The organism is Limosilactobacillus pulli (genome assembly GCF_947381555.1).
GTDB lineage: Bacteria > Bacillota > Bacilli > Lactobacillales > Lactobacillaceae > Limosilactobacillus > Limosilactobacillus pulli.
Genome location: NZ_CANCWQ010000005.1, coordinates 1 through 16,775, shown reverse-complemented (window position 1 = coordinate 16,775; position 16,775 = coordinate 1). Strand labels below are relative to the sequence as shown.

General features: G+C 48.5%; 18 protein-coding genes. All 18 read left to right on the top strand.

The annotated features are described in order from the left end of the window. Positions 1 to 15 precede the first annotated feature (15 nt). The 18 genes from fabZ (QOS03_RS02615) to QOS03_RS02530 all read left to right on the top strand — a co-directional run bounded on the left by fabZ (QOS03_RS02615) (position 16) and on the right by QOS03_RS02530 (position 16,634). Positions 16 to 462 (top strand): 3-hydroxyacyl-ACP dehydratase FabZ, encoded by a 447-nt coding sequence (gene fabZ, locus QOS03_RS02615; protein ID WP_169461312.1) that lies wholly within the window; start codon positions 16 to 18, stop codon positions 460 to 462. Positions 463 to 534: 72 nt separating this feature from the next. Beyond that, positions 535 to 975, top strand: a complete 441-nt coding sequence (locus QOS03_RS02610) for a MarR family winged helix-turn-helix transcriptional regulator (protein WP_272208524.1) — start codon at positions 535 to 537, stop codon at positions 973 to 975. 16 nt (positions 976 to 991) lie between these two features. Then, a complete protein-coding gene (locus QOS03_RS02605; protein ID WP_283575242.1) occupies positions 992 to 1,966 on the top strand; it encodes a beta-ketoacyl-ACP synthase III in 975 nt (324 codons plus the stop codon). A 40-nt stretch (positions 1,967 to 2,006) separates the two neighbouring features. After that, a complete protein-coding gene (locus QOS03_RS02600; RefSeq protein ID WP_169461310.1) occupies positions 2,007 to 2,255 on the top strand; it encodes an acyl carrier protein in 249 nt (82 codons plus the stop codon). Between the two features lies 1 nt (position 2,256). Further along, on the top strand, positions 2,257 to 3,189 hold the full coding sequence (locus QOS03_RS02595; RefSeq protein ID WP_283575241.1) for an ACP S-malonyltransferase: 933 nt from the start codon (positions 2,257 to 2,259) through the stop codon (positions 3,187 to 3,189). Continuing rightward, a complete protein-coding gene (gene fabG, locus QOS03_RS02590) occupies positions 3,180 to 3,911 on the top strand; it encodes a 3-oxoacyl-[acyl-carrier-protein] reductase (protein ID WP_283575240.1) in 732 nt (243 codons plus the stop codon). Before QOS03_RS02595 ends, fabG begins: the two co-directional genes overlap by 10 nt. Before the next feature lie 9 nt (positions 3,912 to 3,920). Continuing rightward, a complete protein-coding gene (gene fabF / locus QOS03_RS02585) occupies positions 3,921 to 5,153 on the top strand; it encodes a beta-ketoacyl-ACP synthase II (protein ID WP_283575239.1) in 1,233 nt (410 codons plus the stop codon). A gap of 7 nt (positions 5,154 to 5,160) precedes the next feature. After that, positions 5,161 to 5,586, top strand: coding sequence for an acetyl-CoA carboxylase biotin carboxyl carrier protein (locus QOS03_RS02580; protein WP_283575238.1), 426 nt, complete (start codon positions 5,161 to 5,163; stop codon positions 5,584 to 5,586). A 3-nt stretch (positions 5,587 to 5,589) separates the two neighbouring features. Next, positions 5,590 to 6,024, top strand: coding sequence for a 3-hydroxyacyl-ACP dehydratase FabZ (gene fabZ, locus QOS03_RS02575; RefSeq protein WP_169461305.1), 435 nt, complete (start codon positions 5,590 to 5,592; stop codon positions 6,022 to 6,024). A gap of 9 nt (positions 6,025 to 6,033) precedes the next feature. Continuing rightward, positions 6,034 to 7,404, top strand: coding sequence for an acetyl-CoA carboxylase biotin carboxylase subunit (gene accC, locus QOS03_RS02570; RefSeq protein ID WP_283575237.1), 1,371 nt, complete (start codon positions 6,034 to 6,036; stop codon positions 7,402 to 7,404). Beyond that, a complete protein-coding gene (locus QOS03_RS02565; protein ID WP_272208531.1) occupies positions 7,401 to 8,252 on the top strand; it encodes an acetyl-CoA carboxylase carboxyltransferase subunit beta in 852 nt (283 codons plus the stop codon). The genes accC and QOS03_RS02565 overlap by 4 nt, the downstream gene beginning before the upstream one ends. Continuing rightward, a complete protein-coding gene (gene accA / locus QOS03_RS02560) occupies positions 8,245 to 9,018 on the top strand; it encodes an acetyl-CoA carboxylase carboxyltransferase subunit alpha (protein WP_283575236.1) in 774 nt (257 codons plus the stop codon). The genes QOS03_RS02565 and accA overlap by 8 nt, the downstream gene beginning before the upstream one ends. Before the next feature lie 15 nt (positions 9,019 to 9,033). Then, positions 9,034 to 9,798 (top strand): enoyl-ACP reductase FabI, encoded by a 765-nt coding sequence (gene fabI / locus QOS03_RS02555; protein ID WP_283575235.1) that lies wholly within the window; start codon positions 9,034 to 9,036, stop codon positions 9,796 to 9,798. Positions 9,799 to 10,010: 212 nt separating this feature from the next. After that, positions 10,011 to 13,454, top strand: coding sequence for a pyruvate carboxylase (locus QOS03_RS02550; RefSeq protein WP_283575234.1), 3,444 nt, complete (start codon positions 10,011 to 10,013; stop codon positions 13,452 to 13,454). A gap of 41 nt (positions 13,455 to 13,495) precedes the next feature. Continuing rightward, positions 13,496 to 14,683 carry a pyridoxal phosphate-dependent aminotransferase gene (locus tag QOS03_RS02545; RefSeq protein ID WP_283575233.1) on the top strand — a complete coding sequence of 396 codons (1,188 nt, stop codon included), beginning with the start codon at positions 13,496 to 13,498 and terminating at the stop codon, positions 14,681 to 14,683. Positions 14,684 to 14,788: 105 nt separating this feature from the next. Further along, the gene (locus QOS03_RS02540) at positions 14,789 to 15,340 is read left to right on the top strand and encodes a biotin transporter BioY (RefSeq protein ID WP_169461298.1); all 552 of its coding nucleotides are present in this window, start codon (positions 14,789 to 14,791) and stop codon (positions 15,338 to 15,340) included. Positions 15,341 to 15,351: 11 nt separating this feature from the next. After that, the gene (locus tag QOS03_RS02535; protein ID WP_283575232.1) at positions 15,352 to 16,338 is read left to right on the top strand and encodes a biotin--[acetyl-CoA-carboxylase] ligase; all 987 of its coding nucleotides are present in this window, start codon (positions 15,352 to 15,354) and stop codon (positions 16,336 to 16,338) included. Further along, positions 16,338 to 16,634: a CHY zinc finger protein gene (locus tag QOS03_RS02530; protein ID WP_408612059.1), complete on the top strand. Its 297-nt coding sequence runs from the start codon at positions 16,338 to 16,340 to the stop codon at positions 16,632 to 16,634. The genes QOS03_RS02535 and QOS03_RS02530 overlap by 1 nt, the downstream gene beginning before the upstream one ends. The last annotated feature ends 141 nt before the right edge of the window (positions 16,635 to 16,775 follow it).

Genomic DNA, 16,775 nt, shown 5'->3' with positions numbered 1-16,775 from the left:
AGGCAGGTGACAAAATTGGCACTGATGACGGCACAAGAAATCATGGATCTGATTCCCAATCGCTACCCGATTTGCTATATCGATTATGTCGATGCCATGGAACCTGGAAAAAGCATTATCGCAACCAAAAACGTTACGATCAATGAATCGTTTTTCCAAGGTCACTTTCCTGGCAATCCGGTCATGCCGGGGGTCTTGATAATTGAAACGCTGGCCCAGGCGGCTTCGATTCTGATTCTGAAATCACCAGAGTTTTTCAAGAAAACGGCATATCTGGGAGCAATTCACAATGCTAAGTTTCGCCAGATGGTTCGCCCCGGCGATGTAGTAAAACTTGAGATCGAAATGATTAAAAAGCGGCGGCAAATGGGAATTGTTAAGGCAGTAGCCAAGGTCTTGGGCAAAAAGGTCTGCAGCGCTGAATTAGTCTTTATTGTGGCGGATCGCCAAGCTAAGATTTAGCCGCGGTTTAGTCTATAATGTATTTTGATAATCAAACTATTTGAGCTGATAAGCAAAGGAGAAAAATACATTATGAATGACGACTACCAAGAAATTAATCAGGCATTGGTACGGGCCTATAACGGAATCTTGTGGGTTGAAGAACACGAGCTGCGTAAAAGCATGTTTCGTGATTTGACGATCAAGGAAATGCACGCAATCGATGCAATCACCATGTACAATCACCAGACCGTTTCACAGGTTGCGCAAAAGCTGCATGTATCACCAGGCACGATGACGGCAACGGCTGATCGATTGGTGAAAAAGGGCTATGTGGAACGCTACCGTGATGAAGAGGATCGGCGCGTGATTCGGCTTGGCTTGACTCATAAGGGCCGCGTGCTGTTTCGTGCGCACCGTGCCTTTCACAACATGATGGTTAAGGGCTTTTTAAAAGATATGAACGATGAAGAACTGAAAGTCGTTCGCAAGGCGTTACGCAACTTGGAAGATTTTCTGGATGAACATGCCTGAGAGGATGAGAAAGCCTTTGGAAGACTTAAGAATCGTACAGACGGCCAGCTGGGTTCCCAATCAAATCGTTGAAAACGACGACTTGAGCAAAATCATGGATACGTCTGATGAATGGATTCAATCGAGAACGGGGATCAAAAGGCGTCATATCAGTACCGGTGAAAATACGGCTGATTTGGCTTTTAAGACTGGTCAGCTGCTCTTGGAAAAAAGCGGCTGGCAGGCAAGGGATCTTGATTTGATTCTGGTTGCCACCATGTCGCCAGATGCCTATACGCCTTCAACGGCGGCGATTGTTCAAGGACGGCTGCAGGCAGGAAATGCAATCGCCTTTGATATTTCAGCAGCTTGTTCGGGATTTGTCTATGGAATGACGATTGCCAGTCGGATGATGAGTTCAGGAATGGTTAAAAAGGCTATGGTGATCGGCAGTGAGGTCTTAAGCAAGCTGATTGACTGGCAGGATCGCACGACGGCTGTTTTATTCGGGGATGGAGCCGGTGGCGTTTTACTGGAACAGACGCTGGTTGAGACACCAACGCTGCTTAGTACCCACCTCAAGACGTTTGGTGAGTTCAGCGATGAGCTCAGTGCTGGCAATACGACGTCAGGATGTGATTTTCCCAAGCAGCTGACGGGACTGACGCCGTTTAAGATGAATGGACGAGAGGTCTACCGTTTTGCCACGCATGAGGTTCCCAAATCGATTTTGGCTGCCAGCTCACAAAGCGGTCTGACGCTGGATCAGATTGATGTTTTTTTGCTGCATCAGGCCAATGCCCGCATTATTAAGCAGGTAGCCAAGCGCCTCGATCAGCCTTTAGAAAAGTTTCCTATCAACATTGCTGAATATGGCAATACTTCTGCCGCCAGCGAACCGATTCTTTTAGACGAATGTATTGAAAAAGAAATGATCAAACGAGGCGATATTTTAGCCTTGAGTGGTTTTGGCGGCGGTCTGACGACGGGAACGATTATTTTGAGATATTAGTTTTTAACAATTAACTAACAAAAGAAATGAGGACAAACAAATGACTAAAGAAGAAATTTTTGCAACGGTACAAGAAATTGCAGCTGAAGAACTGGACATCGACGAAGCTAAGATCGTGCTGGATGCCAAGATCAAAGAAGACTTGGAAGCCGACAGCCTGGATGTTTTTGAAATCATGAACGAACTGGAAGACAAGTTTGACATTGAACTGGACGTTGAAGACGGTGCCGAAACGATCAACGATGTCGTTGAACTGGTAGCTAAGCAATTGGCAGCTAAGGAAGACTAGGATGCGACTGGGGATTCTGTTTAGCGGTCAAGGAGCACAAAAGCCGCAGATGGGTTGCGACCTGCTTGAAGACGCGACGTTTTCACAGACGCTCAGTCAAGCTAGTGAGGCAGCAGGCCTTGATATCATCAAGCTCTTGAAAAGCGAGCATGGCGAGTTGAACCAGACCAGATACGTCCAGCCAGCTTTGGCAGCTTTCAGTCTGGGAATCTGGCGCATGTTGCAGCGAGATTTGCCCAACTTGCCAGCAACCGGCATGATCGGACTTTCATTAGGTGAATATCCAGCCTTGATGGCGGCTGAATCCTTGTCAATCGATGCTGGCTTTGCACTGCTCAAGGATCGCGGTGAATACATGCAAGCAGATGCGGATGAGGTTTCAAGTACCTTAGCTGCCGTAATCGATCCTGACGTTGAAAAAGTTGAAAAGATCTGTGAACAAGCTGCAAATGCTTGGATTGCCAACTACAACTCGCCACGGCAATTGGTAATTGGTGGAAAGCAAGCAAGGATTGCAGAAGTCGTTGATCTTTTAAATGAGCATCAAGCAGCCAAGCGAGTCATCAAATTAAACGTCAGCGGGGCCTTTCATACGCCATTATTTAATGGGGCGCGCCAAAAAATGAAGACGCGCCTGCAAGGGGTTGAGTTTGCTCAGCCTAAGCTACCCGTTATCAGCAATACGACCATTGCACCTTTTCAACCTGAAGCAACGGCTGCAATTTTGGAGCGTCAATTGGCTGTGCCAACGCATTTTGGTGAAGATCTGCAGTATCTGATCGATCACTTTCAAATCGATGGAACGTTAGAAATTGGTCCTGGCAAGACGCTCAGCAAGTTTGCCAAGCAAGTTGCTGTGGGGCTGACAAGAGAGCATATTGAAACGCGTCAGGACTATGAGAACTTTGTAAAGGAGCATGCCCAATGGAGCTAACCGACAAGACGGTACTGATTACTGGCAGTTCAAGAGGAATCGGTGCTGCCACGGCCCTGGCATTTGCTAAGGCTGGCAGCCGCGTGATCTTAAATGCCAGACATGAGCTGCCAGATTTTTTAAAACAGCAGCTGGATGAACTGGGTGCTGAATACGCCTTTTTGCCTGGCGATGTCAGTGATGAAAAGGTCGTCAAGGAACTGACCAAGACTGCGTGGGAAAAGTTTGGCGGAATTGATGTATTAATCAATAACGCTGGCATTACGCGTGATCGCCTGCTGATTGGCATGAAGACGGCAGACTTTGACGAAGTTCTACAAGTCAACTTGAAAGGACCGTTTTTAATGATTCAGGCGCTGCTTAAAAAGATGTATAAGCAGCGGGCGGGCGTCATCATCAATCTAGCCAGCGTCGTTGGTCTGCATGGTAATGCCGGCCAGGCCAACTATGCTGCCAGCAAGGCGGGAATCATTGGCTTAACTAAGACGGTAGCTAGAGAGGGCGCACTGCGAGGGATTCGCTGTAATGCCATTGCACCGGGGATGATTGCCAGCGACATGACGGCTGCTATGCCGCAAAAAGCGCAGGACCAGATTTTAGAGAGCCTGCCTCTGAAACGATTCGGTCTGCCCAATGAAATTGCCCAGACAGCACTGTTCTTGGCGCAAAACGATTATGTGACCGGTCAGACGATTGTAGTTGATGGCGGAATGACGATTTAGGAGAAGCTTATGACAAGAGTTGTAATTACAGGTATGGGGGCTGTTTCCCCAAACGGCAATGGCTTTGATGCCTTTGTCGAGCATACCTTAAACGGTGAGATCGGTATTAAGCCAATTACCAAATTTGATGCACAAGCAACTGGAATCACGGTAGCTGGTCAGATTGACGATTTTGATCCTGGTGCAGTGGTTGGCAAAAAAGCAGCGCGGCGGATGGATCTTTATTCGCAATATGCCATCCAAACCGCGGCTGAGGCAGTTCAAATGGCTGGGATTACTGAAGAAAACACGGCCCCTGAGGATCTGGGCGTTATTTATGGATCGGGGATCGGTGGCCTGACCACGATCCAAGAACAAGTGATCAAGATGCACGACAAGGGTCCTAAGCGGGTTTCGCCAATGTTTGTGCCAATGGCGATTGCCAATATGGCAGCCGGCAACATTGCCATCCGCTTTAATGCCCAAAATATATGTACGTCAATCGTGACGGCCTGTGCAACAGGAACGAACTCGATTGGTGAGGCCTATCGTCAAGTTAAGGAAGGGCGCGCCCAAGTCATGATTGCGGGCGGTTCGGAAGCTTCCGTCAACGAGATTGGCATTGCTGGCTTTGCGGCTTTAACGGCCCTTAGTACAACGACTGACCCAATGAAAGCTTCGCGACCATTTGACAAGGATCGTAATGGATTCGTTCTTGGTGAAGGCGGTGCTGCGATGGTCTTGGAAAGCCTTGAGCATGCCCAAAAGCGCGGTGCTAAAATCTTGGGCGAGATTGTCGGCTATGGTGCGACCGGGGATGCCTATCACATTACCTCGCCGGATCCACAGGGACGTGGCGCTGCCAGAGCCATGCAGCAGGCAATCGACGAGGCCCGAATTGAACCAGACAAGGTCGACTACATTAATGCACACGGTACGGCTACGCATGCCAATGATGCCGGTGAGGCCTTGGCAATCAACAAGGTCTTTGGCGATCAAAGTAAGGTAATGGTCAGCTCAACCAAAGGAATGACAGGTCATCTGCTGGGGGCAGCTGGAGCTATTGAGGCAGTAATTACCGTTGCAGCATTGCAAAAAGGTATCTTGCCGCCAAACATTGGCTGTGAGAATCAAGATCCGGCCTGTCAGGTCAATCTGGTTGACCAAACCAATCAAAAGCAGCCCGATGCTGAATATGCGCTGAGCAACTCATTTGGTTTTGGTGGACATAATGCCGTATTGGCTTTTCGAAAATGGAAGTGATTTTTAATTGGAATTAAAAGACGTTCAACACTTAATGAAGGCGTTTGAAGCCTATGACACCAGAGAACTAAAAATCGATGACGGATCCTTTCATCTTTACCTAAGCAAGAATCAGCAGGCAGTCAGCACGACGGCTGCAAGTGCGGCAACGATCCCGCCCGTTGAGTATCCAGCGCAAGCAACCACTGCAGCTACTCAGCAGATCAAAGCACCGCTGGTCGGTACGGTCTATCTGCAGGCCAAGCCAGAGCAGCCGGCCTATGTTAAAGTCGGTGATCGCGTGCATAAGGGTGATATCGTCTGCATTATTGAGGCGATGAAGATGATGACCGAGGTTAAAAGCGATCAGGATGGCGTCATTAGTGCAGTCAAGGTTAAAAATGGCGAACTGGTAGAGGTTGATCAGCCCTTGTTTGAAGTTACGGAGGATTAGTCAATGACTGAAACGATTTTGGATTCAAATGCGATTCAAAAGATCATTCCACATCGTTATCCGATGCTTTTGATCGATCGTGTGGTTGAGCTGGAACCAGGCAAGAAGGCGACAGCAATTCGCAACGTTACGATCAATGAGGAGGTCTTTAATGGCCACTTTCCAAAAAATCCGGTGCTGCCGGGTGCGCTGATCGTTGAGTCGCTGGCACAGACTGGAGCTGTAGCGCTTTTGTCTGAGCCGGAGTTTAAGGGCAAAACGGCTTATTTTGGCGGCATCAAGTCCGCCGAGTTTCGTAAGGTTGTGCGGCCCGGCGATACGCTGAGATTGGAAGTAGAGCTGGAAAAGGTTCGTGGTCACGTGGGACTTGGCAAGGGAATTGCAACGGTTGACGGGAAAAAGGCCTGCACAGCAGAGCTTACCTTTTTGATTGGCTAGGTGAAGAGTATGTTTTCGAAAGTATTGGTAGCCAATCGTGGCGAGATCGCAGTGCGGATCATTCGCTCTTTACGGGAACTAGGGATCAAATCCGTAGCCGTATATTCAACAGCAGATCGCGACAGCCTGCACGTTCAGTTGGCTGATGAGGCTGTCTGTGTTGGTAGTGCTCGGCCCCAGGATTCGTATTTGAATATGCAGAATATCTTAGCGGCCGCAATCGGTACGGGTGCCCAGGCAATTCACCCTGGCTTTGGCTTTCTTTCGGAAAATGCGGCTTTTGCTGAGATGTGTGAAGCCTGTGGAATCGTCTTTATTGGTCCTAAGGCGCAAACGATTGATCTGATGGGCAACAAGGAACATGCCAGAGAACAGATGAAAAAAAGCGGCGTTCCGGTAATTCCCGGTAGTGATTGTTATCTTAGCGATGCAGCCAGTGCCAGAGCAGCAGCTGAAAAGATCGGCTATCCGGTTTTGCTAAAGGCCGCTGCTGGTGGTGGTGGCAAGGGAATTCGGCGCATAGAAGATGAGCAGCAGATGCAGCGTGCGTTTGATGAGGCGCAAAGCGAGGCCAGGATATCATTTAATGATGACCGAATGTATCTGGAGAAGATTTTAGAAAACGTCAAGCATATTGAGGTTCAAGTCTTTTGTGACGACTTTGGCCATGCCGTCTGGTTTCCAGAGCGTGACTGCTCTTTGCAGCGCAATAAGCAAAAGGTAATCGAGGAAAGTCCCTGTTCGCTGATTACTCAAAATGAGCGACAGTATTTAGGACAACTGGCACTCAAGGCAGTGCGAGCAATCGACTATCGGAATACCGGGACCTTGGAGTTTTTAATGGATCAGACGCATCATTTTTATTTCATGGAAATGAATACGCGTATTCAAGTTGAGCACACCGTTACGGAAATGGTAACCGGTATTGATCTGGTTAAAGCGCAGGTGATGGTTGCCGCCGGTGAGCAGCTGCCTTTTAAGCAAGACGACATCAAGCTGCATGGGGTGGCAATTGAATGTCGCATCAATGCTGAAGATCCACAAAAAGACTTTATGCCTTCGACTGGCACAGTCAATTATCTATATCTGCCAGTTGGCAATCTGGGGATGCGAATCGATACCGCACTCTATCCGCAAGCAAAGGTAACGCCTTATTACGACTCGATGATTGCCAAGGTAATTGCCCTGGGACATGATCGAATTGAGGCGATTGAAAAACTTAAGCGGTTGCTTGGTGAGATGGTGATTACCGGGATTACGACCAATCAGAATTTTCATCTGGCAATCTTAAATGATCCTGAATTTTTGCAAGGGACGATGACAACCAATTATCTGGAGCAGGACTTCATGCCGTATTGGAAAGGAGAGGACGGCAGGTGAAGCTTTACGTTCAAAAAAAGAATACGCTTAGCGAACGCCACGTCAAAGCTGATCGCAAAGCCGATGCCAAGGTTCCCGATGACCTGTTGCGCAAGTGCCCGCAGTGTGGCTTGACGATCGTCAGTCGCCAGTTGGACTGCTATGCTCAATGTCCTCAATGTTATTATGGCTTTCGAATTGGTGCCAGACAGCGTCTCAAATGGCTGGTTGATGAGTTTGAGGAAATGGATAATGATCTGCAGACCAAGGATCCATTATCGTTTCCTGGCTATCAGTCCAAGTTAAAAGCCGCCCAGGAAAAGACAGCACTCAATGATGCCGTCTTAACCGGCGTGGCTGAAATTGGCAGCTATCGAGTGGCTTTAGGCATCATGGATCCTGGTTTTATCATGGGATCTTTGGGGACCGTAGCCGGCGAAAAGATTACGCGGTTGTTTGAATATGCAACCAAGCATCGGCTGCCGGTCATCATTGTTACGGCTTCTGGCGGGGCACGGATGCAAGAAGGAATTCATTCGCTGATGCAGATGGCCAAGATCAGCAATGCCGTCGCTATTCATGATCAGGCCGGCCTGCTCTACACGGTTGTCTTAACGGGCCCGACGACTGGTGGGGTGACAGCAAGCTTTGCTATGCAAGGAGACGTTACCTTGGCTGAGCCGCATGCATTGGTTGGCTTTGCCGGTCGGCGAGTGATTGAACAGACGATGCACCAAAAGATTCCTGATGACCTGCAGGCAGCTGAGAACCTGCTCAAACATGGCTTTGTTGATGCAATCGTCAAGCGGTCCGATGAAAAGGCAGTCCTAAAGCGCCTGCTTAAGATGGGAGGTGCCATGCGTGTCTGAAAAAACAGCTGTTGAGATTGTTAAAGCTGCCCGCAGCGAGGAAAAGATCACCAGTGCCGAGATTTTAACGCAATTATTTTCTGATTTTATTGAACTGCACGGTGATCGCAATGGCACTGATGATCCGGCCATTAAAGGCGGAATTGCCGATTTTCATGGTCAGCCAGTCACCGTGATTGCTACTGATCGTGGCCAGACCATTGAAGAACGCATGGCATGCCATTTTGGCTGTCCGGAACCAGGCGGCTATCGAAAATCGCTGCGCTTGATTAAGCAGGCTGAAAAATTCAAACGGCCGGTCTTTTGCTTTGTCAATACACCAGGTGCCTATCCGGGGCAATCAGCCGAAGAAAACGGTCAGGGTGCGGCAATCGCTCAGAATCTCTTGGAAATCAGCCAGCTGGCCATTCCAATTATTACGGTCGTTTTTGGTGAAGGCGGCAGTGGCGGGGCGCTGGCTTTGGCATGCGGTGATGAGGTTTGGATGCTTGAGAACGGTACCTATTCAATTCTTTCACCAGAAGGTTTTGCATCGATTCTGTGGAAAGACAGTTCACGGGCAGCTGAGGCCGCTGAAATCATGCAGCTGACGCCTCAGGCTCTAAAAAAACAAGGGATCATAGAAGGGATCATTGCTGAACCGGCTGATCATCAAGCCGTAATTGCCAATCTGGATGAAGTCTTGACTCGTGAATTGGCAGCTTTGCAACAGTTAACGCCTACTGAGCTGTTACAGCGTCGTCAGCAGCGATTTAGAAAGTTTTAGTGAGGGAAGAAAATAATGGAAGGAATTTTAAGCAATAAGCGAATCATTGTCATGGGTGTGGCCAATAAGCGCTCAATTGCGTGGGGATGTGCCCAGGAAATGGAAAAGCAAGGGGCAACGGTCATTTATACCTACCAAAACGAACGCATGAAAAAAAGCGTCAGTCGTCTGGTAAATGACGAACAGCGCTTGATTGAATGCGACGTTGCCAACGATGACAGCATTCAGACAGCTTTTAAGGCCATTAAGAAGCGATTTGGCAAGGTTGATGGTTTGGTGCATGCAATTGCCTATGCAAAAAAAGAAGAACTGAGTGGCTCGATTCTAAACGTCAGTCGTGAAGGATATGCCCTGGCTCAAAATGTTTCGGCCTATTCACTGATTGCCGTTGCCAAGGCTGCTCATGAACTGGATCTGCTTAACGATCCCGCCAGCATTGCGACTCTGACCTACTTTGGCTCGGAGCGGGCAATTCCAAACTATAACGTTATGGGAGTAGCCAAGGCGGCACTGGAGGCCAGTGTTCGCTATTTGGCTCGCGATATGGGTTCAATGAGTGTACGAGTAAACGCCATTTCCGCTGGGGCCATGAAGACGCTGGCCGTTACTGGAATCGACAACCATAGCGATCTTTTAAAGATGTCGCAGGATCGGACGACTGATGGTCAATCTGTGACTTTGAAAGAGATCGGCGGTACCTGTGCCTTTTTGATGAGTGATCTTTCAAAAGGAATCGCCGGCGATGTCATTTACGTTGACAAAGGTGTTCATTTAATCTAACTAATTAAAAGGATTCAGCGCTCTGAATCCTTTTAATTTTGCGAAAAATTGCTAGGCAGTTTTAAAAATAAAAAAATGGTTCGTTTTTACTTGATAAATCTTATTGATTTCTCATTTTTTAGGCAATCAAGCTAAAAATTTATGATATAATTTTGCCTTGAGGTAGGGAGAAAGTTCGTTACTGTTGACGATTGTTCAAGGTGGTGTATTTCGTGAAGAAAGTTTTAATTGCCAATCGTGGTGAAATAGCAGTCCGGATCATTCGGGCCTGTCATGAACTGGGTCTGAAGACGGTTGCCGTTTACGCCAAGGAAGATGAATACGGCGTCCATCGTTTCCGTGCGGATGAGGCTTATCAGATTGGTGCCGGCAAAAAGCCAATCGAAGCCTACCTGGACATGGATGACATTATTCGGGTCGCTAAGCAGACCGGTGCCGATGCGGTGCACCCCGGTTACGGCTTTTTAGCTGAAAATGAAGAGTTTGCACAAAAATGTGCGGACAACGGCATTATCTTTATCGGCCCAACCGTTCGTCAGCTGCAGCTGTTTGGTGACAAAGTGGCCGCTAAAGAGGTTGCAATCAAAGCTGGCTTAAAGACGATTCCTGGTACGGATGAGCCGGTTCAATCAATTGATGAAGTCCGCGAGTTTGCACATACCCATGGCTATCCGATTATGATCAAGGCAGCCATGGGTGGCGGTGGCCGCGGGATGCGGATCGTTCATAATGATGATGAGCTTGATGGCGCCTACGACCGAGCTCGCAGCGAGGCCAAGCAGTCATTTGGCGATGATGAGCTCTACGTTGAAAAGTATCTGAAGAATCCTAAACATATTGAAGTCCAGATTCTGGCTGACCAACACGGGCACGTCATGCACTTATTTGAGCGTGACTGCTCAGTTCAGCGGCGGAATCAAAAAGTAATTGAATTCGCGCCTAGTCTGGCCCTGACCGAAGAAAAGCGCCAGGCAATCTGCCAGGCAGCCGTTAAGCTGATGGAAAGCGTACACTATCAAAATGCCGGGACGGTTGAATTTCTGGTAACCGATGATGACTTTTACTTTATTGAGGTCAATCCCCGAATTCAAGTTGAACACACCGTTACGGAACTGATTACCGATATCGACATTGTGCAGTCACAGATCCTGATTGCCGATGGTGCTGATTTATATAAGGATCTCGAGCTGCCGGCTCAAGATCAATTGGAGCACAACGGCTATGGGATCCAATGTCGGGTTACGACCGAAGACCCTGAAAACAACTTTATGCCAGACACGGGTCGCATTGAAACGTATCGTTCACCTGGTGGGATGGGCGTGCGGCTTGACGGGGGCAATGCCTATGCGGGAGCCGTAATCACGCCATACTTTGACTCACTGCTGGTTAAGGCCTGCGTGCATGCACGGACGTTTAAATCAGCCGTCCGTCGTATGATTCGGGTACTGCATGAGTTCCAGATTCGCGGGATTAAGACCAACATTCCATTTATGCTAAACGTGCTGCACCATCCAGTCTTTGAGGCTGGGCAGGCCCACACGACGTTTATTGATCAGACACCAGAATTATTTGACTTTAAGCACGAAAAGCCAGACTCAGCCAAGCAATTGCTGACCTACGTTGGTGACGTTACCGTTAATGGCTTTAATGGCGTTAAGGCACGCGAACAGGTCCATGCTGCCGAATTAAAAGTGCCAAAGATCAATTTGGAACGGCACAATGGCCTGCCAATCGTCAATGCCAAGGACATCTTGGATCGTGACGGGGCTGAGGCTGCTATGAAGTGGGTTAGTGATCAAAAGCGCGTTTTGATTACTGATACAACGATGCGGGATGCCCACCAGAGTCTGTTTGCCACGCGGATGCGGACCAAGGACATGCTGCCAATTGCAGATCTTTATGATCGTGCCATGCCAAACGTTTTCTCTGCTGAGGTATGGGGTGGCGCAACCTTTGACGTGGCCTATCGCTTCTTGGGTGAGGATCCTTGGGAACGTCTGAAGATTCTGCGTGAAAAGATGCCACATACCATGCTGCAGATGCTCTTGCGGGGATCAAACGCGGTTGGCTACAAGAACTATCCAGATAACGCCTTAAAGAAGTTTATCGACAAGAGTGCTGAAGATGGCGTTGACGTCTTTCGGATCTTTGACAGTCTGAACTGGATTGAACAGATGCAAAAAAGCATTGAATACGTTCGTCAAACCGGTAAGATTGCGGAAGGAACGATGTGCTACACTGGTGACCTGCTTAGTCCTGACGAGCACAAGTACACGCTGGACTACTACAAGACGCTGGCTGGTCAATTGGTTGATGCCGGCGCCCAGATCATCGGGATCAAGGACATGGCCGGTCTGCTCAAGCCACAGGCAGCCTATGAGCTGGTTGGTGAGCTGAAGAGCAAGTATGACGTACCGGTTCACCTGCATACGCATGACACGACCGGCAATGGGGTTGCAACCTACGTTCAGGCTACCAGAGCCGGAGTTGACGTGGTTGACGTGGCTTCCAGCGCACTTTCTGGGACTACGAGTCAGCCAAGCATGAGCAGCTTCTACTATGCTCTGGCTGGCAATGAGCGGCAACCAGAACTGGATATTGAAACGGTTGAAAAGATCAATGATTACTGGGCTCAGGTCAAGCCATTGTATCAAGACTTCATGAACGGCATCACGTCGCCACAGACCGATATCTACCAGACGGAAATGCCTGGTGGCCAGTACTCCAATCTGCAGCAGCAGGCCAAGTCACTGGGACTGGACGACTTTGATAAGGTCAAGGCCAAGTATCGTGAAGTTAACGCCCTGCTCGGCGACATCGTTAAGGTTACGCCAAGTTCCAAGGTGGTTGGCGATATGGCCATCTTTATGATTCAAAATGGTCTGGACAGCAGTAATATCTTGGAACGTGGCAAGACGCTGAACTTCCCAGAATCAGTCGTCAACTTCTTTGCTGGTGATTTGGGGCAGCCATATGGTGGCTTTCCAAAGCAGCTGCAGCAAGTTGTCTTAAAGGATCATCCTGCCATTACGGTACGTCCTGGCAGTCTGGCCAAGCCAGTTGACTTTGATCAGACGACCAAGGAATTGGCTGAACAGCTGAAGCGTCAGCCAACTGCCGAAGAGGTCATCAGCTACGTGCTTTATCCAGACGTCTTTTTGGATTACGTCAAGCGCAATCGCCAGTATGGCCAGATTGGCGTCCTGGATACGAACACGTTTTACCAAGGCATGCGGCCAGGAGAAAAGATCTACGTCAACCTGCGGCCAGGGCGGACCGAGATTTTGCAGCTTAATACCGTTTCAGACATGGACGTTGATGGTAACCGTCAACTGTTGTTCTCTGAAAACGGCCAGCAGCTGGTCTTGACGGTCAAGGATCAAACGCATGCCGCTACGGCCAAGGTCAGCGTACCAAAAGCCGATCCGCACGATCCAGGTCAGATTGGGATGCCGCTTAACGGAACGGTCGTTGACGTGATGGTCGAAAACGGTGATGAGGTCAAGAAGGGCCAGACACTGGTCGTAACTGAGGCCATGAAGATGGAAACAACGATCAAGGCTTCATTTGACGGCAAGATCGACAAAGTCTACGCCAAGGCTGGTTCAACGATGGAAAGTCAAGATCTTTTGATTCAGATGAGTCCTTTAAGCTAATCAGATTTAGCAGCATTGATTTGTAAAGCGAGGTTAAAACAGTGGAAATTTCAGAACGCGTAAGCAACATTCAACCCTCAGCAACGCTGGCTTTGTCCGGCAAGGCCAAGGCGATGAAGGCACAAGGTGTTGACGTCTTAAACCTTTCGATTGGTCAGCCAGACTTCAATACGCCAAAACATATCGGTCAAGCCGCCATCAAGGCAATTGAATCCGGTGACGTTGACTTCTACACCGCGGCAGTCGGTATCGAGCCTTTGCGAAAAGCAATTGCCGATAAGGAAAACGCTGATCATGGCACCAATTTCACAGCCGACAACGTAGTAGTAATGAATGGTGCCAAAATGACGCTGTACGCCCTGGGACAAACACTGTTTAACGAAGGCGATGAAGTTTTGATCCCATTGCCTTACTGGGTAACTTATGGCGAACAAGTCAAGCTGGCAGGTGCCAAGCCGGTGTTCGTCAAGCCGGCAGCAGGCCGTCTGACGGTTGCACCAGAAGAACTGGAAGCCGCTCGCACGCCTAAGACCAAGGCCATGATTTTAAATACGCCAAACAACCCATCTGGTGCCGTCTATACGCGTGAGCAGCTGCAGTCAATTGGTGATTGGGCCGTTGAGCATAACGTGATCGTGATTGCCGACGATATCTATGGCAAGCTGGTTTACAATGGTACCAAGTTTGTTTCACTGTTGGATCTGTCGCCTGAGATTCGCCAGCAGACGATTCTGGTCAACGGAATGTCCAAGACCTATTCAATGACCGGCTGGCGCGTCGGCTACGCAATTGCTGATGCTGACGTAGTCAAGGGATTGAAGACGTTCTTGAGTCATGCAGCCGGCAACATGGCCGCTGTTAGTCAATATGCGGCTCTGGCAGCTATTACCGGTGACCAGTCCTGTGTTGAAGAAATGCGCGCTACTTACGAAGAACGCATCAACACGCTTTATCCGTTATTAAATGAGATTCCTGGCTTTAAGTTGGACGTTAAGCCAGCCGGTGCTTTCTATGCCTTCCCAGACGTCAGCGAGGCCGTTAAGCTGACCGGATTTGCCTCAACTGACGAGTTTGTCAATGCCCTGCTTGAAGAGGCCCATGTGGCAGTCGTTCCCGGCGCCGCCTTTGGGATGGAAAACCATGTACGGATCAGCTATGCAACCAGCATGGATGTTTTGAAAGAAGCCGTACAGCGGATTCAAGCCTTTATGGCCAACCATCAAAAATAATTAATCGTCAATTGCTGAGCTCAGTTCAATGCGAGCTGAGCTCTTATTTTAAAAATGTTGTCACCCATTTTTAAAAAAATGGGTGACAAGAAAAAGAGGGATAAAATGAAACGACAAAATATAGTTCATTTAACACAGACCGCTTTGATGACGGCCATGTTGATCGTTTTAGGCATGATTCCAGGAATTCCATTGGGTTTTATTCCAGTACCAATCGTTTTGCAAAATATGGGAGTCATGATGGCTGGTGAGCTGCTTGGTCCCAAAGAGGGAACGACCTCAGTTGCATTGCTGCTGTTTTTGGTAGCGGTTGGTTTTCCATTTTTGACTGGTGGCAGCGGTGGTATTGCCGTTTTTGCCGGGCCAACCGGTGGCTATCTTTTGGCATGGCTGTTTACGCCGCTTTTGATTGGTAGTCTGCGAAGACATTTTGGCGGCAGCTGGAACTGGTGGCAGGAATTTTTAATGGTGATCGTTGCTGGCGTGGTGTTTATTGATGTTACGGGCTCGGTCTGGCTCAGCTGGCAGTCGCATATGACGCTGGCAGCCGCTTTGATGTCTAACCTGGCCTTTATTCCCGGTGATTTGATTAAAGCAGGCGTTGCCGTTGCCATTGCTCGTCAGCTGCGCAGCGTACCAACGCTGAACCTAGACTAGGGGGAATAATGATGAGTACCAAAGATGAGCTGCTGAAGATTTTTTTGCTTAATGAAAATCAGTGGGTTTCAGGCAGTCAGTTGGCCCAAAAGCTGAGCATTAGTCGCGAAAGTATTTGGAAAGGCGTCGATACCTTGCGTAAACAAGGACATCGGATTGAAAGTCAGCGTTCGCTTGGCTATCGCTATTTGGGATCTGATCACCTGGATAGTGCTGTAATCAAAATGCAGACCAAGGGCCGCTTTGCAGGTGAGATTCATACTGCCAGATCGATTGACTCAACGCAAAACTGGGCTAAGCAGTATCTCAGCAGCCATCAGCCTGATCGACCGGTTGCTTTTTTGGCTGATCAGCAGACAGCTGGTTATGGCAGACGGGGGCGTCAGTTCTATTCGCCGCAAAAAACCGGGCTTTATTTCAGTCTGGTGTTGCCGCACAACCCAATGAGTGCCTTACCTAAGATCGGTCTTTTGACAACTGGGGTCGCCGTTGCGGTCGGTCACGTGCTTAAACGGACTTTTCCCGATCATGATTTTTCATATAAATGGGTCAACGATATTTACATGAATGGTCACAAAGTCTGCGGCATTTTGACCGAAGCTACGCTGGAGCTTGAATCAGCTTCGTCGGCAGCATTGATTGTCGGTATTGGCATCAATCTATCGACAGCAGATTTCCCAAATGAATTTGCCCAAAAGGCCGGCAGCATTGCTCCTGGCCAGACCGTTGATCGTAATCGTTTGGCTGCTGAACTGTTGGTAGAGATCATGAGCATCTATCATGAGTATGATTCTGGAAAGTTTTTGCCGGAGTATCGTGATCATTCACTGGTCTTGAATCGGCCAGTCGAACTTAAAATTGGCAATCGTCAGGTCGTTGGAACAGCAATTGATATTGATGAGCAAGGTGGCCTGGTAGTAGAGCTTGCCGATGGAACCAAGCAATCATTTATCAGTGGCGAGGTTACCAAGGTTAATCTGCCAGAGATGATGTCATGATGAGGATTTATGGCTTGGATCTGGATCAAGCGGGTCGCTGTGTCCATTACCACCTGTCAGTTGACGTGGCAGCAATGAAATGTGCGCGCTGTCAAAGATACTATGCCTGTTATCAGTGCCATGATGCACTGGAGAACTATCGTTTTGCCGCCAGCAATAAAGATGATTGGCCGGTTATGTGCGGTATCTGTGGCTGTCTGATGAGATTCGATCAATATCAGTTGGGGACCTGTCCGCGCTGTGGGCATGCTTTTAATCCAAAATGCAGTCTGCATGGCCAGATCTATTTTAAATAAATCACTTTTTATCATTGATTTTTAATTAAAACAGGATTAGAATATGAGACGCTGATTAAGATAAGGCAGATTGCAATAAATAACTTGAACAAATTTAATGACGCAGATTAAGCAAGAAGATCTCAATTGGAGTTCGCCAGT